Origin of the sequence: Martelella mediterranea (assembly GCF_004342225.1) — a bacterium.
Lineage (GTDB): Bacteria > Pseudomonadota > Alphaproteobacteria > Rhizobiales > Rhizobiaceae > Martelella > Martelella mediterranea_B.
In genome coordinates this window covers 46,895-69,141 of sequence record NZ_SMAR01000006.1, presented here as the reverse complement: position 1 = coordinate 69,141, position 22,247 = coordinate 46,895, and the positions used below count along the sequence as shown (strand labels likewise).

20 protein-coding genes are annotated in these 22,247 nt (G+C 55.9%); 6 read left to right on the top strand and 14 right to left on the bottom strand.

Annotation, left to right across the window (positions count from 1 at the left end; genetic code table 11):
- The first annotated feature begins 91 nt into the window (after positions 1-91).
- From infB to truB, 3 genes are all read left to right on the top strand, one after another.
- Positions 92-2,917 carry a translation initiation factor IF-2 gene (infB, locus tag EDC90_RS05945; RefSeq protein ID WP_132309579.1) on the top strand — a complete coding sequence of 942 codons (2,826 nt, stop codon included), beginning with the start codon at positions 92-94 and terminating at the stop codon, positions 2,915-2,917.
- A gap of 562 nt (positions 2,918-3,479) precedes the next feature.
- A complete protein-coding gene (rbfA, locus tag EDC90_RS05940; RefSeq protein ID WP_132309577.1) occupies positions 3,480-3,908 on the top strand; it encodes a 30S ribosome-binding factor RbfA in 429 nt (142 codons plus the stop codon).
- Positions 3,908-4,840 carry a tRNA pseudouridine(55) synthase TruB gene (truB, locus tag EDC90_RS05935; protein ID WP_132309575.1) on the top strand — a complete coding sequence of 311 codons (933 nt, stop codon included), beginning with the start codon at positions 3,908-3,910 and terminating at the stop codon, positions 4,838-4,840. Before rbfA ends, truB begins: the two co-directional genes overlap by 1 nt.
- A gap of 82 nt (positions 4,841-4,922) precedes the next feature.
- Here truB and EDC90_RS05930 read toward each other — a convergent pair whose 3' ends face one another.
- Positions 4,923-5,531 carry a TetR/AcrR family transcriptional regulator gene (locus EDC90_RS05930; protein ID WP_132309573.1) on the bottom strand — a complete coding sequence of 203 codons (609 nt, stop codon included), beginning with the start codon at positions 5,529-5,531 and terminating at the stop codon, positions 4,923-4,925.
- 159 nt (positions 5,532-5,690) lie between these two features.
- Between EDC90_RS05930 and EDC90_RS05925 the strand changes: the two genes are divergently transcribed.
- Entirely contained in the window at positions 5,691-6,098 is a 408-nt protein-coding gene (locus EDC90_RS05925) for a RidA family protein (protein ID WP_132309571.1), read from the top strand.
- 74 nt (positions 6,099-6,172) lie between these two features.
- Here the strand turns inward: EDC90_RS05925 and EDC90_RS05920 are convergent, their stop codons facing one another.
- The gene (locus tag EDC90_RS05920; RefSeq protein ID WP_132309569.1) at positions 6,173-7,531 is read right to left on the bottom strand and encodes a GH1 family beta-glucosidase; all 1,359 of its coding nucleotides are present in this window, start codon (positions 7,529-7,531) and stop codon (positions 6,173-6,175) included.
- On the opposite strand from EDC90_RS05920, the gene EDC90_RS05915 reads away from it, so the two are divergent.
- Positions 7,530-7,760, top strand: coding sequence for a hypothetical protein (locus EDC90_RS05915; RefSeq protein ID WP_132309567.1), 231 nt, complete (start codon positions 7,530-7,532; stop codon positions 7,758-7,760). The genes EDC90_RS05920 and EDC90_RS05915 overlap by 2 nt on opposite strands.
- Before the next feature lie 143 nt (positions 7,761-7,903).
- On the opposite strand, the gene EDC90_RS05910 is transcribed toward EDC90_RS05915, so the two are convergent.
- The 5 genes from EDC90_RS05910 to EDC90_RS05890 form a co-directional block, all read right to left on the bottom strand.
- On the bottom strand, positions 7,904-9,088 hold the full coding sequence (locus EDC90_RS05910; RefSeq protein WP_132309667.1) for a Gfo/Idh/MocA family protein: 1,185 nt from the start codon (positions 9,086-9,088) through the stop codon (positions 7,904-7,906).
- 12 nt (positions 9,089-9,100) lie between these two features.
- The gene (locus EDC90_RS05905) at positions 9,101-10,153 is read right to left on the bottom strand and encodes a sugar phosphate isomerase/epimerase family protein (protein WP_132309565.1); all 1,053 of its coding nucleotides are present in this window, start codon (positions 10,151-10,153) and stop codon (positions 9,101-9,103) included.
- A gap of 124 nt (positions 10,154-10,277) precedes the next feature.
- Entirely contained in the window at positions 10,278-11,222 is a 945-nt protein-coding gene (locus EDC90_RS05900) for a substrate-binding domain-containing protein (RefSeq protein ID WP_132309563.1), read from the bottom strand.
- Positions 11,223-11,298: 76 nt separating this feature from the next.
- On the bottom strand, positions 11,299-12,300 hold the full coding sequence (locus EDC90_RS05895) for an ABC transporter permease (RefSeq protein ID WP_132309561.1): 1,002 nt from the start codon (positions 12,298-12,300) through the stop codon (positions 11,299-11,301).
- A complete protein-coding gene (locus EDC90_RS05890) occupies positions 12,297-13,835 on the bottom strand; it encodes a sugar ABC transporter ATP-binding protein (RefSeq protein ID WP_132309559.1) in 1,539 nt (512 codons plus the stop codon). The genes EDC90_RS05895 and EDC90_RS05890 overlap by 4 nt, the downstream gene beginning before the upstream one ends.
- 268 nt (positions 13,836-14,103) lie before the next feature.
- Between EDC90_RS05890 and EDC90_RS05885 the strand changes: the two genes are divergently transcribed.
- Positions 14,104-14,409 (top strand): hypothetical protein, encoded by a 306-nt coding sequence (locus EDC90_RS05885; RefSeq protein WP_132309557.1) that lies wholly within the window; start codon positions 14,104-14,106, stop codon positions 14,407-14,409.
- Here the strand turns inward: EDC90_RS05885 and xylA are convergent, their stop codons facing one another.
- From xylA to EDC90_RS05850, 7 genes are all read right to left on the bottom strand, one after another.
- On the bottom strand, positions 14,410-15,720 hold the full coding sequence (gene xylA / locus EDC90_RS05880) for a xylose isomerase (RefSeq protein WP_132309555.1): 1,311 nt from the start codon (positions 15,718-15,720) through the stop codon (positions 14,410-14,412). It lies immediately after the preceding gene.
- Positions 15,721-15,760: 40 nt separating this feature from the next.
- Positions 15,761-17,218, bottom strand: a complete 1,458-nt coding sequence (gene xylB / locus EDC90_RS05875; protein ID WP_132309553.1) for a xylulokinase — start codon at positions 17,216-17,218, stop codon at positions 15,761-15,763.
- Between the two features lie 34 nt (positions 17,219-17,252).
- A complete protein-coding gene (locus tag EDC90_RS05870; RefSeq protein ID WP_132309665.1) occupies positions 17,253-18,281 on the bottom strand; it encodes a LacI family DNA-binding transcriptional regulator in 1,029 nt (342 codons plus the stop codon).
- A 148-nt stretch (positions 18,282-18,429) separates the two neighbouring features.
- Positions 18,430-18,876: a MaoC/PaaZ C-terminal domain-containing protein gene (locus EDC90_RS05865; protein ID WP_132309551.1), complete on the bottom strand. Its 447-nt coding sequence runs from the start codon at positions 18,874-18,876 to the stop codon at positions 18,430-18,432.
- Complete coding sequence (locus EDC90_RS05860; protein WP_245510957.1) at positions 18,876-20,003, bottom strand: ABC transporter substrate-binding protein; 1,128 nt, start codon at positions 20,001-20,003, stop codon at positions 18,876-18,878. Before EDC90_RS05860 ends, EDC90_RS05865 begins: the two co-directional genes overlap by 1 nt.
- Positions 20,003-21,166 carry a CaiB/BaiF CoA transferase family protein gene (locus EDC90_RS05855; protein WP_132309549.1) on the bottom strand — a complete coding sequence of 388 codons (1,164 nt, stop codon included), beginning with the start codon at positions 21,164-21,166 and terminating at the stop codon, positions 20,003-20,005. Before EDC90_RS05855 ends, EDC90_RS05860 begins: the two co-directional genes overlap by 1 nt.
- Positions 21,163-22,227, bottom strand: coding sequence for a Gfo/Idh/MocA family protein (locus EDC90_RS05850; protein WP_245510956.1), 1,065 nt, complete (start codon positions 22,225-22,227; stop codon positions 21,163-21,165). Before EDC90_RS05850 ends, EDC90_RS05855 begins: the two co-directional genes overlap by 4 nt.
- Positions 22,228-22,247: the final 20 nt, after the last annotated feature.

Sequence of the window (22,247 nt, the reverse complement as noted above, 5' to 3'; positions counted from 1 at the left end):
ATTTGGCCGGACGCCACGATATGAATTTTATTGCGGGTAACGAGCTTCCTTAGACGGGGAGCCGGTTCCCGCACCAAGGAACGGGAACCGAATGACGGACAATAAAGACGACAAGACACTCAATCCCTCGGGCAAGAAGACGCTGAAACTCAAGCAGTCGGGTGTCAGCCAGGGCACTGTGCGCCAGGATATGGGGCGCGGTCGCAGCAAGGCAGTCGTAGTCGAAACACGCAAGCGCCGTGTGCACAAACCGAATGAAGAGGCTTCATCGCCGTCCTCTTCGTCGGCTCCAGCACAGCAGCGCAGCGCGGCTACGCCGCAGCCGCAGCAGGCGCGCACGAATGAGCAGCCAGCTCCCAAAACCGAAGATAATACACGCCAGCAGCGCCAGCCTCAGGGGCAGCCTTCGCGTGGTGGCCCCTCAGGTCAGGCCCGTGGTGGTCAGGGTCGCGGTGGCCAGAACCGTCAGCGTGGCGGTCAGGGGGGCGGCGGACAGCCGAACCGTGGCGGCGGCTCTGGGCAGGGGCGTCAGGGCGGTAATGTCCTGCATGGCCTGTCTCAAGGCGAAATGGACGCCCGCCGCAAGGCTCTGATCATGGCGCAGCAGCGTGAAGTTGAAGAAGCTGAACGGCGCAAGCGTGAAGAGGAAGAACGTCAGAAGGCGGAAGCTGAAGCCAAGCGTCAGGCCGAAGAAGACGCCAAGCGCCAGGCAGAAGAAGATTCCAGACAGGCTGCTGAAGCCGCGGCAAAGGCCAAGGAAGAGCCGAAGCCAGAGCCCAAGCAGGCGGAGCCTGAAGATCCGGCAGCTGTTGCACCGCCGCCGATTGACTCGGAAAAACCGGGCCGTGCCGCCCCGCGTGTACGCCCGGCTTCTCGTGCTGAAAAGGACGACGATGATTCACCTGCGCGTGGCCGCAAACCACGTCGTGATGGCGATGATGCTGCCCCGGCACGTGGTAAGGCCGTGCGTCCGGAAACGCCTGCCAAGCCTGCTGCCCGCCCGAAAGGGGCCGGCGAACGTCGTCGCGGCAAGCTGACAGTCACAACCGTTTCTGCAGATGACGATGGTAGTAACGAACGCGGTCGTTCGCTTTCTGCCATGCGCCGCCGCCAGCAGAAAATGCGCCGTGCACAGACGCAGGAGCCGCGTGAAAAGATTTCACGCGAGGTTGTTCTGCCGGAAACCATCACGATTCAGGAGCTTTCACAGCGCATGTCTGAACGGGCTGTCGATGTGATCAAGTATCTGATGAAAGAAGGGCAGATGATGAAGCCCGGCGATGTTATCGATGCTGATCTTGCCGAGCTGATCGCCTCCGAATTCGGCCATACGGTCAAGCGCGTTGCTGAATCTGACGTTGAAGAAGGGATCTTTGATGTCAAGGATGAGGAAGCTGATCTGAAATCGCGTGCGCCGGTTGTTACCATCATGGGTCACGTTGACCACGGTAAGACCTCGCTTCTCGATGCGATCCGTCACGCAAATGTGGTTTCCGGTGAGGCCGGTGGTATCACCCAGCATATTGGTGCCTACCAGGTCGAGCAGGACGGTCAGAAGATCACCTTCATCGACACCCCCGGTCACGCGGCCTTTACCGCGATGCGCGCACGGGGTGCCGAAGTCACCGATGTTGCCATTCTGGTGGTTGCAGCCGATGACAGTGTGATGCCGCAGACGATTGAAAGTATCAATCACGCCAAGGCTGCCGGTGTTCCGATCATCGTTGCGATCAACAAGATCGATAAGCCTGCCGCCGATGCGCAGAAGGTTCGTACCGAGCTGCTTCAGCATGAAGTGTTCGTTGAATCCATGGGTGGTGAAGTTCTTGAAGTTGAAGTTTCGGCCAAGACCGGTCAGGGCCTCGATAAGATTCTGGAAGCCATCCTGTTGCAGTCCGAAATTCTGGACCTGAAGGCCAACCCGGATCGTACCGCAGAAGGCGTTGTCATTGAGGCACAGCTGGACCGCGGTCGTGGTTCGGTCGCGACCGTTCTGGTGCAGAAGGGTACGCTGAAGCCGGGTCAGGTTCTGGTCGCCGGTGACCAGTGGGGCCGCGTCCGCGCCCTGATCAATGACCGCGGCGAGCATGTGAAGGAAGCCGGCCCGTCCATGCCGGTGGAAATTCTCGGTCTCGGCGGCACGCCTTCGGCGGGTGATCGCTTCGCGGTTGTCGAAAATGAGGCCAAGGCGCGTGAAGTTTCCGAATATCGTCAGCGTCTGGCCCGCGATAAGGCGGCAGCCCGTCAGTCCGGTTCGCGCGGTTCGCTCGAACAGATGATGAGCCAGCTGCAGGATACCGGGTTGAAGGAATTCCCGCTGCTGATCAAGGGCGACGTGCAGGGCTCTGTTGAAGCCATCAATGCCGCGCTTGAAAAGCTTGGTACGGATGAAGTCCGCGCTCGTGTCGTTCATGCCGCTGCCGGCGGTATCACCGAATCGGATATCTCGCTTGCCGAAGCATCGGATGCTGCAATCATTGGCTTCAATGTCCGTGCCAATGCTCAGGCACGCCGCGCTGCCGATCAGGCAGGCATCGAGATCCGCTACTACAACATCATCTACGATCTGGTGGACGATGTGAAAGCAGCGATGTCGGGCCTTCTCTCGCCGGAACGCCGCGAAACCTTCCTCGGCAATGCGGAAATCCTGGAAGTGTTCAACATTTCCAAGACCGGCAAGGTCGCAGGCTGCCAGGTTACCGAAGGCAAGGTCGAGCGTGGTGCCGGTGTTCGTCTGATCCGCGACAACGTTGTGATCCACGAAGGCAAGCTGAAGACACTGAAGCGCTTCAAGGATGAAGTCTCGGAAGTTCCGGTCGGTCAGGAATGCGGTATGGCGTTCGAGAACTATGAAGATATGCGCAAGGGCGATATCATCGAGGCCTTCCGCGTCGAGCATGTAACCCGCACGCTTTAATTTGAAGATTATAAGAAACCGGTTTCGGCCGGTTTTTCTGTTTGTGATAGTGAAAAGCCCCGTGACAGCTTTGGCTGTGACGGGGCTTTTTATGCATCGAAAAACGAAACGGGCCGCGTGATGCGACCCGTTTTTACCCGCAATTGAGAGGAGGGAGATTGGTCGTGCGGGGAGCGACCAGACAAAGCGCTTCAGCTATTGAAGGAGGAGGAGATCGTAAAGCGCTTTGAAACTTGAATTTCCATATGACGGTCGGCAAACTCCCTCATGACCGGCCCGGAGGCGATGGCATCAACTATCCTTAAAACGTTTGTAGCGCAGGTGTTTGCATCGCGATTTGCGCTGAATCAAATGCTTGTATTGGTTCGATCTTTTTTGGCGCAGGTGTAAAGAAGGTTGTCAGGCGCGAATGGCTGCCCGACTGTGTCGGGAAGGTTTGACCATTGATTTTCTGAACGTGAGAGGATAAAGGACCAGCCAGCGAGAGTGAGTTTGGCCGGGTTCAATTCCCGAGTGCTGCCAGATTTCAATGAAACACTGAAATAACCGATTTAAGGATATTATGACGAGAGCTTCCTCCTCGGCGCCCTCACAACGCATGCTTCGCGTTGGCGAACAGGTTCGCGCCGCTTTGACCAAAGTTTTGCAGCGCGGTGAAGTGCGTGATCCGCTGATCGAAAACACGGTCATTTCCATCTCTGAAGTCCGGATGTCGCCTGATCTGAAGGTCGCGACTGCTTATGTAACCCCATTGGGTCAGCAGGATCATGATCAGCTGGTCAAGGCACTGAATCATCATGCGAAATTCATGCGCGGGCGTATCACTCGTGAGTTGCGGCAGATGAAGTATATGCCCGAGCTTCGTTTTCGTGATGACACAAGCTTTGAAAACTTCCGCAAGATTGATGAGCTTTTGCATTCACCGGAAGTGGCGCGTGATCTTGATCACGATGAAGATGATAGTGACGGCAACGACGAGGGCAACAACTGATGGCGCGGCAGAGAAAACCCAAGGGGCGGCCGGTCTCGGGCTGGATGATCCTCGACAAGCCGGTTGATTTTGGCTCGACCGAAGCTGTGTCGAAGATCAAATGGTTGTTCAAGGCGCAGAAGGCCGGCCACGCCGGCACACTTGATCCGCTGGCCTCTGGCATGTTGCCGATTGCGCTTGGTGATGCGACCAAAACCGTGCCTTATGTGATGGATGGCCGCAAGATCTACGAGTTTACCGTGACCTGGGGTGAAGAGCGCTCAACCGATGACCTTGAAGGCGAGGTGACAGAAACATCGGATAGGCGCCCGAGCCGTGAGGCGATCGAGGCTTTGCTGTCGAAATACACTGGTGTGATCGAACAGGTGCCGCCGCAGTTTTCTGCCATCAAGATCGATGGCAACCGGGCCTATGATCTGGCGCGCGAAGGGGAAACCGTTGAAATTCCAACGCGTGAAGTTGAAATTCACCGACTGACCCTTCTGGGCTGTCCGGATGAAAATTCGGCCGAGTTTGAGGTCGAGTGTGGTAAAGGCACTTATGTGCGTGCTCTGGCCCGAGACTTCGGGCGTGATCTTGGCTGCTTCGGCCATATCTCGGCCTTGCGCCGTCCTTATGTTGCGCCATTTGCCGAAGAGATGCTTGTTCCGCTTTCCGAACTGACGGCACTGGAAGAGATTGAAGACGACCAGGAACGTTTTGCAGCACTGGAAGAGTTTCTGATTGATACGTCAGAAGCGCTTGTAAACCTGCCGCATGTTCCGGTTAATGATGAGCAGGCCCGCCGCATCAAGCTCGGCAACCCGATCACCCTGCGCGGCGCGAATGCCCCCGTTGAAGAGCCTGAGGCTTATGCCTCCGCTGGTGGCCGCCTGATCGCGATTGGCGAAATCGCGCAAGGGCAATTTCGGCCAAGGCGTGTCTTCGGCTGAGTGCGACGTGCTCGCTTGAAAAGACTTAAAGGCTTGATCATTAACGCTTGAAGGAAGAGTTGCAGGCGCAGTTCTTCCTTTTTTATTTGATCATGCGTTGCAACGGTTCTGACAGGAAGCCGGAGGCCAGCGTGCGAAACGCCTCAATCGCTTTCGGCAGGCGCGCATCCGGGTTGTTGTCTGCGGCAATCCAGAGTGCAGCATTCAGGGCTGCCCCTGTCAGAAGCCGTGCTGCTGCTGCTGCGTCCACCGGCTTCATGATGCCTTCGGCAATCAGTTCTCTTACCGCTTCATGCGTTTCCTGAAGACAGGCATTCTGGCTTGGCCATTGCGATGGGTCGCCAAGGAAGGCTGGACCATCCAGCAATACGATGCGTTGCACCTCCGGTTCCAGCGCCATTTCAATATAGGCCTCGCCTTCAGCCATCAGTGCGCCCCATTTGGTTGTTTCTGCTGCTGCCTTAAGGCGTGCGCGCTCAGCCAGCCCAGTGTCAATCTGGTCAACCACCGCGGCAAGAAGACCGCGCTTATCACCAAAATTGTGATAAAGCGCACCGCGTGTCAGTCCTGCCTGTGCGGTCAGATCGTCCATTGAGGACGCGGCATAACCTTTCTCAGCAAAGGCTTTTCGTGCAGCGGCAATCAGTTTCGCACGATTCTCCTCCATTTTTTCTAGGCGGGTTTTGGCCAAGGCAACCTCCATTTCACATACGCCTCGTATATTATTTGACATACGAATTGTATGTCGGTAATTTTAATATACGTTTCGTATTTGAGTGTAGCCCATCACGTAAAGTCTTGCATCGTTCGTTTTGAGGCATTTTTCGAAGATTATGAGGAAAGGATATCCATGACCGTTCGAGAAACTATTTTCCCCGATAACCGTCACGCGCTTTACGAAGCACATAAATACTCAGCAGCCGTTCGTTCGGGTGATCTGCTATTCGTTTCCGGCCAGGTCGGAAGTCGGGAAGACGGTTCTGCAGAGCCGGAATTTGATGCTCAGGTCAGGCGTGCTTTTACCAATCTGGAGGCGACGCTGAAGGCCGCTGGCTGCAGCTTTGATGATGTTGTCGACGTGACGTCATTCCATACGGATCCGGAAAACCAGCTGTCTGCAGTCCTGCCGATCAAGGATGAATTCTTTACCCGGCCACCTTATCCCGGCTGGACGGCCCTCGGGGTGACCTGGCTTTCCGGTTTTGACTTCGAAATCAAGGTGATCGCGCGTATTCCTGCTGAAACCGCTTCTGCCTGATTTACCAGTAAAGCGGCCCGCACCTTTGGTACGGGCCTGCGTTTGAAGTTCAGACAAAGCCGTCTTGGGGCGGCTTACTTCTCTGCGTTTAAAAATTCCTCGGCGAGTGCCTTGAACCATTTGCCGGAATTCTTGACCGTGCGTTCCTGCGTTTCATAATTGATATAGATGAGGCCGAACCGCATCTTGTAGCCTTCTGCCCATTCGAAATTGTCCATCAGGCTCCAGGCATAATAGCCCTTGATCGGGCGGCCCGCTTCTATGAGATCGGCGACAACGCCCAGATGTTCGGACAGATATTCGATCCGCGGCTGGTCGTCGACGACGCCATCAACGGGCGCCATATTGTAGCAGGCACCGTTTTCGGTGATGTACATGTCAGGCAGTTCATAGCGATCATAAAGCTGATGAACGAGGAATTTCAGAGCTGAAGCATCAACCTCCCAGCCGATATCGGTGAAGACGTCGTTCAGTGCCGGCCCGTCTGCCACAGACGGGAAGGGGGCTTCCGGATTATGCTTGTAGCGCTCCGGCTTGTAATAGTTCAGTCCCCACCAGTCGAGCGGCTGGCTGATCAGAGCCAGGTCGCCATCTTCGATCTTCGGCATGATATCGCCGTAGGCTGCCATGAAGTCAGCCGGATATTCGCCCTTGAAGATCGGGTCGAAGAAGACGCCGTTGTTGAACTGGAAGGCGCGCTCGCAGGCCGCCTTGTCTTCTTCGCTGTCGGTCACCGGAATAATAGCCTGATGATTACAGACGATGCCAACGGCGACATCCGGCGCTTCCTGACGGATCGCTTCCACCGCCAGGCCATGCGCCAGATTGACCGTGTGCAGGGCAGCAACCGAGGCCTCAATCGACTTTTCGCCGGGAGCATGGATGCCATAAAGGTGGCTGAGATAGACCACGCACCAGGGTTCGTTGAAGGTTGAGACGAAGTCGAGCCGGTCGCCAAAACGTTTCATCACCGTCTGGACATAGCGCTGGAAGGCATAAGCGGTTGACCGCACTGTCCAGCCACCGTCACCGGCAAGCGTCAGCGGCAGGTCCCAGTGATAGAGCGTTGCGTTGGTCTTGATCCCGCGCGCCTTGCAGGCATCAATCAATCGGTCATAAAAGTCGAGACCTGCTTCGTTAACCGGTCCGCGCCCATCGGGGATGATGCGTGGCCATGCAATCGAAAACCGGTAGGTCTCAACACCAAGTGAGGCCATAAGATCGAGATCTTCTTCGACGCGGTGGTAGTGATCGCAGGCGATATCACCGGTATCACGGTTATAGACCCGGCCCGGCATGTGGCTGAACGCATCCCAGATCGAGGGTTTGCGGCCATCTTCGCGCGCTGCACCCTCAATCTGGTAGGATGCTGTCGCTGTGCCGAAAATGAAGTCCTTGGGAAAGCGTCCGGCAAGAGCCTTGGGATCAATCATGCTCGAATTCCTTTTATCCAATCTGAAAGGAAAGGACCGGGCTTTGCGCCGGTTCGCCATTCTTTCAGTTTCTCAAAATCATATGTCGCCAGTATTATTCTCTGCTCAGGCTTTGCCGGGCATCATTCCTGAGGGAAAAGCCTCTGAAAACGCAAAAAAACCGGCAGAAACAAGAGTGTCCGTTCTTTCGGTTTCTGGCATGTCGGGCATGGCTTTTATGCGAGTTTGAATGGTTTGTACATCGCAATAACTCAAAACTGTAACGTTGCAGTATTTGGTTTTGCGCCGTTGCCAAATTGCGTCACAGCTTGACAGTCATCATCTGCGGCACGCTGGAAGTGCCGCAGATGAAGCTTAAGAGGGGAAAGGTCTTCAGATATCAGGCGTGACCCATGCGCCGTTTTCGCGCGAAGAACGCACACAGGCATCGATAAAGGCAAGGCCGGCGACACCATCATCAATGGTCGGGCAGATGGCGTCCGGGTCAGTCTTGCCTGTTTTAAAGGCACGAATGGCGAGAGCCGCATCGGAATAGATATTGGCGAAGCCTTCGAGATAGCCTTCCGGATGACCGCCTGGAACGCGGGAGACGCGAACAGCATCGGGGCCCGCACCTGCGCCGTTTCGGGTCAGGAGGCGCTTGGGCTCGCCAAACGGCGTATACCACAGGTGGTTCGGCTGTTCCTGTGCCCATTCCAGCCCGCCTTTGGTGCCGTAAATACGAAGCGTGAGGCTGTTCTCATTCCCGGGCGCGACCTGACTGGCCCAGAGCATGCCCTTGGCTTTCACACCGGCTTTTTCTTCAAAGCGCAGCATCATATGGGCATTGTCGTCCAGCTGCCGGCCTTCGACAAAGCTGTCGAGATCAGCCGCAAGGCTTTGAAGCTTTGCACCGGAGACGAATGAGAGAAGGTTAAAGGCGTGGGTGCCGATATCGCCAATCGCGCCGCCTGCGCCGGAACGCTTCGGATCCGTGCGCCACTCTGCCTGTTTGGAGCCTTCGCGTTCGACCGGTTCCGTCAGCCAGTCCTGCACGTATTCGGCCTGAATGAGTCTGAGCGGGCCGAGGTTACCATTGGCGATCATGGCACGGGCCTGCCTGATCATCGGATAGCCGGTGTAGTTATGGGTCAGAATGAACAGTGCGTCAGCCTTGTCAGCAATGGTTTTCAGGGTTTTCGCTTCATCCAGCGTCGCTGTCATCGGCTTGTCGCAGATGACATGAATGCCTTTCTCCAGAAAAGCTTTTGCGGGAGCGAAATGCATGTGGTTCGGTGTCACGACGGCAACCGCTTCAATCCCGTCTTCCCGGGCAGCCTCTTTCTCTGCCATCTCCTCCCATGAACCATAGGTGCGGTCCGGATCGAGACCGAGCTCCTGACCGGAAGCAAGCGCCTTTTCCGGTGTCGAGGACAAAGCCCCGGCGACAAGCCGGTAATGATCGTCGAGCCGGGCGGCAATACGGTGAACGCCACCGATAAAGGCACCGGAGCCGCCTCCGACCATACCAAGCCGGATGTGGCTGTCATGCGTTTCATTTCTGCCTTCAATGGTCATCATATGTCACCCTTAAAGTCCGAGCATACGGCGGTTAGCGGCTTCATCCGTGCCGGAACCCGCAAAATCATCAAAGGCGCGTTCGGTCACGCGGATGATGTGATCCCGCACAAACTGAGCGCCTTCGCGTGCCCCGTCTTCAGGATGTTTCAGGCAACATTCCCATTCAACCACAGCCCAGCCATCGAAATCATTGGCGGCCATTTTGGAGAAGACTGCGGAAAAATCGACCTGGCCATCGCCGAGTGAGCGGAAACGTCCGGCCCGGTCCACCCAGCTTTGATAGCCGCCATAAACGCCCTGTCTGCCCGTCGGGTTAAACTCGGCATCCTTGACGTGGAACATTTTGATCCGGTCTTTGTAGATGTCGATATTGTCGATGTAATCGAGGCACTGCAGAACATAGTGCGACGGATCATAAAGCATGTTGGCCCGGCGATGGCCCCTCAGGTGGTCGAGAAACATTTCGAAGGTTGCACCATCATGGAGATCTTCACCGGGATGAATTTCATAGCAGATATCAACGTCGTTCTCGTCGGCATGATCAAGGATCGGTTTCCAGCGGTTCGCAAGTTCGGCAAAAGCCGTTTCAACCAGTCCGGCAGGACGCTGCGGCCATGGATAAAGAAATGGCCATGCCAGCGCGCCGGAAAAGCTGGCAAGCGCATTGATGCCCATGTGACGCGATGCAGAAATCGCCATTTTGACCTGTTCGACGGCCCATTCCTGCCGGGCTTTCGGGTTGCCGCGCACTTCCGGCGCTGCAAAACCGTCGAAAGCTTCGTCATAGGCCGGATGCACTGCAACGAGCTGGCCCTGCAGGTGGGTTGAGAGCTCGGTTACCTCGACGCCATTGTCGCGGGCCTGCCCTTTGAATTCATCGCAATAGTCTTTCGACTGAGCAGCCTTCTTAAGGTCGATCAGCTGGTTTGCCCATGTGGGTACCTGAACGCCTTTATAGCCGCAGTCTGCGGCCCATTTCGTGATTGCATCCCAGCTGTTGAACGGTGCTTCATCGCCTGCAAACTGACCGAGAAAAATAGCCGGTCCCTTGATTGTCTTCATGATAAAATCCTCCCGGAAAGCGTTCGAAATGGTGAGTTTTGGCGAGAGTATTGCCAGATAGTTCCGTCAGCAAGCTGCTTACGCCCCGCCTGAACGGCGGGGCGCGAAGGTTTGATCTACCGGCTCAGTAGGGTGAATCCGGGAAGTAATAGCTTTCGGCATTTTCGGGCGTCACAAGAGTGGCATCCAGAATATAGTTTCCGGCGATCGGAACCTGATCCTTCATACCCGCGACTGTCAGTTCCATGGCCGTACCAATCATTGCCGGTGGATAAAGGACATCGACCGGGATCATCGGATCGCCATCCATCACTTTTTTGATCATGTCTTTTGAACCCGCGCCGCCAATCACATACTGAATGTCATCGCGGCCGGATTGTTCAATCGCCTGCAAAACGCCTACGACCATATCGTCATCCTGTGCCCAGACAACATCGATATTGGGGTACTTGGTCAGGAAGTCCTGCATCACCCGGAAGGCGTCATCGCGGTTCCAGTTGCCGAACTGTTTTTCCAGAACATTCACGTCTGTACCTTCCAACGCGGAATCGAAGCCATCCTGTCGCTGCTGATCAATCGGAATCGGCAGCCCGCGAATGACAACCACGTCTGCATCAGGCGTGGTTTCGGCGATATACTCACCGGCCACAGCGCCCAGTGCCGGATTATTGCCGGCGACATAAAGGTCACGCACTTCGCTTGAATTATTCGACGGTGCACGGTCAACAAGGGTTACGAATGTGCCCTGCATTTTGACCTGCATGATGGCGTTGACCAGCGGATCAGGGTTTGTCGGCAGGATCACCAGGGCATCAATCCCCTGAACAGCAAGGTCCTGAACAGCATTGGCCTGGCTGGCGGCATCCGGTGAGGTTTTGACGATGACATTGAGATCATCATACTCATCCATCAGCTTTTCGGCGACACGCTCGGCGTGGTAGACAATGCCTGCCGTCCAGCCGTGATCGGCGGCTGGAACGGATACGCCGACAGTTAGAGTTTCTGCGTTGGCTGCACCAGCCAGCGCTGTTGTGGCCGCAAGTGTTGCACCCAATATAAAATGTTTCATTCTCACTCCTCCCAAGTGGCGAACCAGTTTTGCCCGGCATCGGGCGGCGGGCGGTTCTTTGATCCCGCAAGCCTGGCTATTTGCGAACCAGTGAACGCTGAACCAGCATGGCAATGATGATAATTGCACCTTGTATGGCAGCGATCAGGTATTCGCTGATGAAATTTGAAAGCAGCATGATATTGCCAACAATTTCCAGAATGAATGCGCCGCATATGGTACCCCAGATCCGGCCGACCCCGCCCCGCAGCGCAGTGCCGCCAACCACAACGGCGGTAATAGCCTGCAATTCCCACAACATGCCGGTGGTTGCCGAGGTCGAGCCGAGACGCGGAACATAGAACAATACCGCCACAGCAACGCAAACGCCCTGAATGAGATAGGCAACGATCCTGACCTTTTTTACGGAGATCCCGGAATAGCGCGCGACCTCCTCATTCGAGCCAACAGCAATGACATGGCGACCGTATCGCGTTCGGTATAGTACGAAAGCGCCGATCAAGGCTGTCACGATAATGGCAATCACGGGAACAGGTAAACCAAAGACGGTCCCGAAATAGACAGGTCTGTAAAGCCCCTGAACATCAAAATCCTGAACTGTGATGGCGCCACCCTGCGAAAGCCAGGTCGTCAGGCCACGATAAATGCCCATTGTGCCCAAGGTGGCGATGAATGGCTCAATCCGCCCGACAGTTGTGATGAGTCCATTGGCGAGTCCGCAGGCTGCGCCAATCAGTACTGCCAGAACCATGGCTGTTATCAACAACATCAAAGGATCGCCAATGATGGCGGTGTTGATGAACATGATCATCAGGCTGGCGACAAAGGCAACCATCGAACCAACCGAAAGATCCAGTCCGCCAGACGAGATAACGAACGTTGCACCAACTGCAATAATGGCAATGAAAGCCGACCGCGTGGCAACATTCATCAGGTTGGTCACCGTCAGAAAATTAGGATTGGCGAAGGTGCCGACAACCAGAAGCAATGCCAGGGCGATGAAAGGTGCCAGCATCCGGATATCGATCAATTTCAAGACGCCTGACCCACTTGTTCCTTTTTGCGTTTCTTCGCTCATTCAACCCCTGCCATTTCCATTCCTCCATGCGTCGAAACCCCGGTGGCCAGCACGACGATTTCGTGTTCATTCATGCGTTCACTGGAGACTTCTCCCGCAACAAGACCGGACTGCATCACGACGATCCGGTCACAAAGACCGATCAATTCCGGCATCTCTGATGAAATCACGATAATAGAGTGACCCGTATCGGCCAGTTCGGCGATGAACTTATAGATTTGTTCCTTGTTGCCGATATCGATGCCGCGTGTGGGCTCGTCAATGATGATGATCTGGGGTTCGAGCAGCATCATTTTCGCCAGCAAAAGCTTCTGCTGATTGCCACCGGAAAGTTCTCCGGCATCCAGCGTGCTGGAACCCGTACGGATATCAAAATCCCGGATTGCGTTATCAAGCGCGCCGTTTTCAGCTTTTCTATCGATTTGGAAATGACGGATAAACCGATCCAGTGCCGCCAGCGTCAGATTGGTGCCGAGGTCTTTATTCAGGAGCAGGCCTTTGCCCTTTCTGTCTTCGCTGAGATAGACAATGCCTGCCTTAAGAGCTGCAACCGGCGCTGAAAAATGTACCTTCTGACCATGAAGTCTGACATTGCCCCGGCCGGGGCGGAGGCCAAGAATGCCTTCCATCAGCTCAGTACGACCAGCCCCGACAAGGCCCGCAAAGCCCAGAATTTCGCCTTTGCGAAGCGAAAACGAAGCGGTTTTGACGTAGTCGGGAACACGGAAATTCTCAACGGATAAGACAGGTTCATCAGTGCTGGTGTAAATCCGGTCCGGATAAAGCTTTGATACGTCTCGGCCCACCATGAGGCGGGCCATATCAGCGGGCTGAAGTGCTTCAGCAGGGTGGCTTTCCACCTTTGTGCCGTCACGCAAAACAGTCACCCGGTCGGCAATGGCCTTCACTTCCGGCAGCCGATGGGAAATGAAAAGAACTGCAACGCCGCGTGCTTTGATGTCTCGTATAACATTCAGCAGCGCTTCGGTCTCAACAGGTGTCAGCGAGGCGGTCGGTTCATCGAAGATGACGACGCGATGCGGGGTCAGCAAAACGCGGGCAATCTGCACCAGCTGCCGTTTTGCAATTGAAAGCTGGCTGACCTGTGTTTCCGGTGAAATATCAGCGCCCAGTTCCAGCACGGCCTTGTGGGCGGCTTCATTCATCGCCTTGTCGTTGACTGCAAACCCGCTGCGGATTTCACGGCCGAGGAAAATATTCTGGGCAACGGTCAGGTCCGGCGCCAGCAGAATTTCCTGATGTACGAGTACAATCCCCGCTGCTTCTGCTTCTGTCGGGTTGGCAAAGGAAACGGGCTTGTCATCGACGCGCAAAATGCCCCGGCTTGGCGCCAGGTTTCCGGCGATCAGGCGCATCAGGGTTGATTTGCCCGCACCATTTTCACCGATGACGGCATGGATTTCTCCAGGCCGCACTGCAATATCGATATCATGGAGAACTTCAATCGGTCCGAAAGACTTCGAAAGTCCCTCGGTTTCGAGAATCGCAGGCATATCTGTGTGCCCGTTTTCCATACATGCTCCTCCCCAAGTGCATGTTTTCATTCCCTGAGCTGGGCCTGCAATACGCTCGGAAGATGTTCAATCAAACCAAAGTCCAGATAAAATCCGGATCAGCCAAAAACACCGATCATTTGAGCGTGCAGTCCCGGAACATTCCCCCAGCGTGGATTCTCAAACCACGACCTCTGCAAACATTCAATTTGCTCCTACCCAAAAAGAATGCCTGAACATGTGAGAGCCACGTTACCTATAAAGATGATGTACGTAAACCAGAAATCAAATGAGTTTCCTGTTTTCGCTCAAGGGGGGAAGTCATTCTGAGCTTGACACGTTTAAGATGGCTGCGGCCGCAGGCTATCTTATTCTTGGGGCTAAAATCAGTTCACAATCCTCAAAGTCTCGGTTGCTAGATCCTGAAAACAGAATAGAGACACTTTTTGAAATTGCGGTGCCGATCAACCCAATTTCATCTGTCCAGCGGTCCGTCAAGCCGCAACATCATCCGTCATATCGTCCTACCCGTAAAAAAGCCGGGGTGCTTGCGCGCCCCGGCTTTTCTGTTTTTGCTTTCGCCAACGGTCTTTGATCAGACGTATTTGTTGACGATGTTTTCCAGATATTCCTGGCGGCCCGATTTCGGAGCCGGGTTGATGTTTTCTTTTTCAACCATGGCTGCAATGTCTTCCAGCGACATTTCTCCGGAAAGCATCTTCTTCGCCGTTGCGTCTTCCCAGCCTGCATAGCGTTCATCGAGCGGTTTCTGCAGAGCGCCGTCCTCGACCATTTTGGCTGCCGCCTTCAGGCCACGGGCGCAGCAATCCATGCCGCCGATATGACCGTGAAGCAGGTCAGCAGGGTCAATCGACTGGCGCCGCAGCTTGGCATCGAAGTTGGTGCCACCACCGGTGAAGCCACCTGCCAGCAGAACCTGATAGTAAGCCAGTGCCATTTCCGGAACATTGTTCGGGAACTGATCGGTATCCCAGCCTGACTGATAGTCGTTGCGGTTCATGTCGATGGAGCCGAGAACGCCGAGTTCGCGGGCCAGTGCCAGCTCATGCTCGAAGGTGTGACCAGCCAGGATTGCGTGACCCTGCTCGATATTGACCTTCACTTCCTTTTCCAGCCCGTGCTTCTGGAGGAAGCCGTAAACGGTCGCGACGTCGTAATCATACTGGTGCTTGGTCGGTTCCTGCGGCTTCGGTTCCACCAGGATCTGGCCCTTGAAGCCGATCTTGTGCTTGTACTCGACAACCATGTGCAGCATTCGCGCCATCTGATCGAGTTCCTTGCCCATGTCTGTGTTGAGCAGGGTTTCATAACCTTCGCGACCGCCCCACAGAACATAGTTCTGGCCACCGAGTTTGTGAGTTGCGTCCATGCAGGTCTTGATGGTTGCAGCCGAGAAAGCGAACACGTCCGGATCGGGGTTGGTCGCCGCACCTGACATGAAGCGGCGGTTGGTGAACAGGTTTGCTGTGCCCCAGAGGAGCTGCATCCCGGTTTCTTCCTGTTTTCCTGCGAAATAATCGACGATTTCGTTCAGATTCTTCGTGTTCTCAGAGAAGCTGTCGCCTTCCGGGCGCACATCCACATCGTGGAAGCAATAGAAAGGCGCGCCGAGAAGCGTGAACAGTTCAAAAGCAACATCGGCTTTCAACTTCGCCTTTTCCATGCCGCCGTCATACCACGGGCGGTCAAAAGTGCGTCCGCCAAAGGGGTCTCCGCCTTCCCAGGCGAGGCTGTGCCAGTAGGCGATGGCAAAGCGCAGATGCTCTTTCAGCGGCTTGCCCATGACGACTTCGTCGGGGTTATAATGTTTGAAAGCCAGCGGATTGTCGCTGTTCGGGCCTTCGTACTGGATTTTGGCAATATCGCCGAAAAAGCCGGTGCTCATATGTTCACTCCCTTTGAGTTAATGTTTCCGGGGAAGATTTTCAGTTGCCGGAAAGTGGTTTGATGGCCGGGTAAAGCGCCCGGTAACGTTGGTAGGCGGTCTCGAAAGCATCTGAGAGCGCCGTTTCAGGTTCTACGGTTTCCGCGGTTTCAGGTGGTGTGCAAACGGCAAGTGGGTCGCCGCCGGTTGCAGCCAGAAGCCCCAGACGAGCCGCGCCGAAAGCGGCGCCGAAATCGCCGTCGGCTGGAATATCGACCGGCAGATTGAGCGCGGTGGCTATGGCCTTCAACCAGTAGCGTGACCGTGAACCACCGCCGATTGCCGTGATGCGTTCAAGGTTGGTACCTGCTGCCTTTAGAGCTTCCATGCTGTCACGCAGTGCAAAGGTGACACCTTCCATGACCGCCTGCGTCATGGCGGCGCGGTCGCTTTCATGGGCAAGGCCGATGAATGCGCCACGGATGGCGGCATCGTTATGCGGTGTTCGTTCGCCGGAAAGATAAGGCAGGAAGGTCACTTCGCTCGGGGCCTGCAGTGTGTCGCCGACTTCTGCTGTCAGCTCTGCCGGTGTCTTGTCTGTGACCTTTGCATACCAGTTGAGTGCATCGGTGGCCGAAAGGATCACGCCCATCTGATGCCAGGTGGCGGGCAGGGCGTGGCAGAAGGCGTGAACGGCTGATTCCGGTTTCGGCAGGTAGCGGTCATTGGCTGCGAAAACGACGCCGGATGTGCCCAGCGAAACGAAAGCAGAGCCATTGGCAACGGTGCCCATGCCGCAAGCTGAAGCCGCATTGTCACCGGCACCACCGGCGACGACGACCGGCCCGGTCATCCCCCATTCGGAGGCAAGCGCCTGTTTCAGAACGCCGCCAGCTTGTGAGCCTTCAACGAGGTCCGGCATCTGTTCGCGTTTCAGCTCTGTGGCCGAAAGCAGTTCGTCAGACCAGTCGCGCTTTTCTGTATCCAGCCAGGACGTGCCCGCCGAATCCGACATTTCGGAGATATATTCCCCGGTCAGCCAGTAGCGTAGATAATCTTTCGGCAGGAGCACCTTGCTGACCTTCGCAAAGGTGTCTGGCTCGTTATTTCTCACCCAGACCAGTTTCGGTGCGGTGAACCCGGGAAATACAATGTTGCCGGTGATGGCGCGGAACCGTGGATCGTCATCAAGCTGTGCGGCTTCAACATATGAGCGCGTGTCGTTCCACAAAATGCAAGGACGCAACACATCACCTGATGCACCAACCAGTGTCGCGCCGTGCATATGGCCGGAAAGGCCGATGCCCTTGACGGCCGCAAGCTCTGAAGGATGACGCTCTTTCAGGCGGCCGACAGCAACCTGGCAGGCGGAAAGCCAGTCCGCCGGGTTTTGCTCAGACCAGCCGTGATGAAGGCGCGAGACGGTGAGCGGCGCATCGGCACTTGCGATCACCTTCTGGCTCTCGTCGATCAGCATGGCCTTGAGGCCCGAGGTTCCAAGATCAAGTCCGAGATACATGCATATCCTCCCTGAAAATTATATTTTCTGCTGATTACGGCAGGTTGTCTTTTATAAAAATGTCGATACGGATGCGTTCCTGACTGTCGATGACAGGCAGGCCGTCTGCCTTGGCTTTCAGAACGCGGATGGCGCTTCGGACCTCATGCCCGGCATCCTGATTCAGCACGGCGTCAAAGGTTCCGTGCTCCAGCGCTGCGCGGGCATGTTCGGAAAGCTCATGCGCGACAGTGACGATTTCGCGGCCGCTATCGTGAGCCGGATCAAGGGCTTTCAGCAGGCCGCGGTTACCTGCGCCAAGACTGTATAGTCCGATCATATCCGGATGACTGGTCAGTGCGTCTTCAACCAGTTTTTGTGCAAGTGCTGCATCGTCCCGCCCTTCCATTGGCGCGAGAACGTCAAGATGCGCGAAGCGCTCCGACATGACTTCGGAAAAACCCTCAAAACGGTTCTGGTGGTCGCGCACCGAAAGTGAACCGGCCAGAACGCCTACCGTTCCACGACGCTCGCCAAGAAAACGGCCAAGCAGCGTTGCAGCAGTTCGGCCGGCGGCCCGGTTGTCGACACCGGCATAGTGGTCGCGCTCACCATCCTGAAGGTCGGAAACAAGCGTGACAACAGGAATGCCTGCCTGTTTAAGCCGGGCAACGGCGGCAATCACCGGCGCAGATTCGATGGCAACAAGAGCAATGCCTGCCGGTGCTTTGGCGCGAGCGGCATCGATGGCAGCGGCCAGTGCTTCCGCATCAAAGGCAGGAACGTCAACGATGTCGATTTGCGTGCGCTCAATCGGTCCGCGTTCTACAGCCTGCTCAACGGCATCATGCAGACCGCGCATGAAGGCGTTATCATTCTGGGGAAGAATAAAGGTGAAAGGATAGATACGGCCCTTCGCCAGATTTGCAGCGGCGACATCACGAACATAACCAAGTTTGGTGACTGCTTTTTCGACCTTTTCACGGGTTTTGGCACGCACACCGGGGCGGGCGTTCAGGACACGGTCGACCGTCGCCAGGCTCACACCTGCTTCGGCTGCTATGTCGTGGACGGTTGGTCGCATATCTTCCTGCTCATCAAAGAAGCGCATCAATGTGCTGTCTGGTTTCTGGCAGAAATCTATAGCGGCAAAAATGATGTACGTAAATCAAAAATCGGCAAAACCATTGCCGATTTTCAAGTCCGCACTGAGAAATGCTGGATTTTGGGCGCTAGACAGCTTTTCGCGCCACGAGATAAACGTGGTCGCAGGCCAGAACCACGTCCCCGCGTTGGTTAATCACCCGCACCTGCTCGATGATGCGACCATGACCGGGACGTTTGGGGTCATCTTCCTTGGAAGCGATTGTAAGCACTGTGTGGATGGTATCACCGATAAAAACCGGCTTTGGAAAACGCAGCCGTTCATAGCCATAGGTGAATGAATGCGGGTTGATTTCGCTGGCAGACAGGCCGATGCCAATCGCAAATGTCATTGTGCCATGGGCGATGCGCTGACCAAACGGCGTATCTTTCATGTGCTCGGCATCCATGTGGTGCGGGAAAAAGTCACCGGTATGGCCTGCATGAACGACGAAGTCGGCTTCTGTAATGGTGCGGCCATAGGTGACACGCTCCTCGCCGATCGTAATGTCTTCAAAGTGGCGCGGTCGCTCCATCAGAAACTCTCCTTATAAAGTGCATTCAGCGTGGCGATCACATCGGTGGCTTTCCGGTTCTGTCGGACGCTTTCATTGAGGGCTTCTGAAGCCTTCTTTTGAAAGGCCATATAGCCACGATGGCGGGGCCGCACATAAGCGCGCTCATGCGACTGGCGGGTGTTGCGGTAAAAATCGTCGGTTGCTGCGTTCACGGCATCGTCTTCCCAGCCGTCAGCATGGCCCGGCTGGCCGCCTGCTTGTGCAAACAGGGTTTTCTGCACATCGCCGCTTGCTACCCAATAGGCATAATCGATGGCAGCCTCGCGGGCTTTGGAAAAGGCAGAAACAGCGATGCCGGTGCCACCAAGGGCGGAACCTGCAGGGCCATCTTGGCCAAGGGCAGGAATATCGGAAAACACCAGCCGGTTCGCCCTGAAACCTTCCATGGCATAACTGACATAGCCGTAAGCGAATGGAACCACGCTGGCTTCTGTTTCATCACCAGCCAGCGTTTCGTAAATGGCAATCGGGTCGTGGTTGAAATTGTCCTCCGGCACCAGCCTTGCCAATTCGCAGAAGTGTTCGAAGACGTACGCGCCGGATTGCATATCGATGAACCCGTCAGGCTGGTCGTTGTGGCAGGGCGCACCGATGTTGGCGGACAGCGTAAAGAAGGTCATCAGACTGTGCGGCGGACGAAGCGGCAGGAGCGTACGGCCATCTTTTGCCAGGTCCATCAGGCTTTCCCAGTCTTGTGGCGGCTTATCCAGTCGATCCGGCCGGTAGGCCATGACCTGTGTTGCCGCATCAATGGGAAAACCCCACTGGTGGCCTTTATAAAAATAGCTGTCATAAGACTGCCCGACCGAACCGGCTCTAAGGGCTTCGCGCTCTTTCTGACAGCCTTCAATGTCCAGCGGGGTGAGGCATTGTTCTGCCGTAATCTGTCCGACATGCGGATGGTCGATCACGATCAGGTCGTATTGCCGAGCCAGTTCTTCAACAGGAAAGCTCTCGAAATCCTGAAGACTGCGCTTGTCCCAGTCGATGGTAACACCGGTCTTTTCCGTCCAAACCTTTGATGTTGCGATCATGGGATCAAAGCCGCGCGGATGGTTCCAGGTCATGCCTTTCAGTCTGGTCATCAAAGATTAAACTCCGCTCTGATGGATGCGCTCTGCTCACCGATCTTCGGCGCAGCGCGGTCGGTTCTGACCCGCATTCCGTTGATTCTGAGCGGTGAACGCGTGGTCTGGATTTCAACGCAGTCGTCGCGGGTGACTGTCTGCAGCATGTCGAGGACTTTAAAACCCGCATGGTCCAGCAGTTCCGGCCAGTCGAGCACTTTCGAGCACCAGATGTCGGCCGGTTCCAGGATTGAAAGCCAGTGGTCTGTGGTGTGCTCTTTCAGTGTTTCCGCAATGATTTTTTTGATGCCATCGCGGCTGGTGAACCAGGTTTCCGTCTTGCCGCGATAAGGTGCCAGCGCTTCGATTCCGAGCACATCGGCCAGCTGATCAATCGGCATCATCGCCAGTGCCAGCCAGCCGTCGGCCGTTTCGTAGACGCCATAAGGTGCCGACAGATAGGCGTGGGCCGAACGATAGGTCGAGCGTTTCGGTGGTCTGCGGCCATCATTCAGATGCGTTGTCAGCACTTCGAACTGAAGATCGATCAGCGCTTCCATCAAACTGGTTTCGATGTGCGCACCCTTGCCGGTGCGGCCCTGCTTCACCAGCGCCGCCAGCACACCTTGCGCAAGGGCTGCGCCAGCCAGCATATCGGCAATCGCAAGCCCGAAGGGGACCGGCCCCTGATCCTCATCGCCATTAAGCCACATCACGCCGGAACGCGCCTGCGCCAGAAGATCCTGTCCCGGTCGCATCACCCATGGGCCTTCATCGCCATAGCCCGTGATGGAACCATAAACGAGGCCGGGGTTAAGGGCTCTGACAGTTTCGTAATCGAGACCAAGACGTTTGATCACGCCGGGACGGAAGTTTTGCAGCACAACATCGGCTTTTGCGATCAGCTTTTTCAGCGCGGCCAGGTCGTCGGCGCTTTTCATATCGATGGCGAGACTTTCTTTCGAGCGATTGATCGCATGAAAGATGGTGGAATCGCCGCCGATTTCCGTGTCCGACAGGTAGAGGCGGCGCGACAGGTCACCAAGGCCGGGGCGTTCGATCTTGATCACCCGCGCGCCCAGATCCTGAAGCCTCAGTGAACAGTACGGACCGGACAGAAACTGGCACATATCCAGCACCAGCACACCGGAAAGCGGCAGGTCGTCTTTTTCGTTTGTCATGGTTTATCCTTTATGGCCGTGGCCGGTGCTGCACTGGACTCATAGGCGGCCTCAACCAGCGCCATCGTGTGCCAGGCATCCTCGACCGAGGTCAGAAGCGTCTTGTCCTCACCAGCGGTGTAGCGCTGCAGGTTGCTCATCGTGCCGATAAAGGCGTGCGGAAACCACGTGCCGGATAGAGTGATTTGCTCCCACGCACCGCCTTTGGCCGAAAACCAGAGCTCATCGGGAACACCTTTCGGATAATCGAGATTGACACCCAGCGTCGTCATCAAGACGCCTTCAGTGCCTTCGAAGCGGAACCCGCAATCCTGAAATTTCGGTCCGAAATCGTGATTGTGATTAACCGACATGATCGCGCGCACCGGCGCGTCATAGTCGAGGATTGCGGAGGTGCGGGATTGGGAAACCGTGGTTTGCGGATGGCCCAGCGTTTTCGCGTGAATGCCTTTCGGATTACCGAGAAAGTGGCGGAACAGATCAAGATAGTGGATCGAATGCAGAAGGATCTCGACCCGCTCCATCCCCTTCAGGAACGGCCAGAGATGCCACGGCGTCATCATGTTGGCGTGCATTTCGACATCGACCAGCTCTCCCAGCCGCCCACTTTTATAAAGATCGTGCGCGGCCAGCATCATCGGTGCGAAGCGGAGCTGAAAGTTCACCGCCGCAGTCAGATGACGATCACGGCAAACCTCCAGAATACGCGTCGCCTCTGCAAGGTCGCGTCCCATCGGCTTTTGCAGGAGAACGGGTGCGCCCTCGGGCAGTTGTTTCAATACAGAAACATGGGCTGCAGGTGGCAGGGCCAGATCGAAAACAGCATCGGGCGTTGCGATTGCGTCTTCAAGGCTGCCAAAAGCGGGCATATCCCAGTCGCTGGCGAGTTTGGCCGCACGTTCGCCGTCAATGTCGAAAACACCGACAACCGGTAAACCGGCCATGCGATAGGCAGGCATATGGGCATCGCCTACAATGGAGCCTGCACCAATGATGACGATCGGGCGCGGCGTCGTGGCCGCAGCCCAGCTTTGAGCGGGTGCGATAAGTGAAACTGACAACCTGCTCCTCCTTCAGGTTC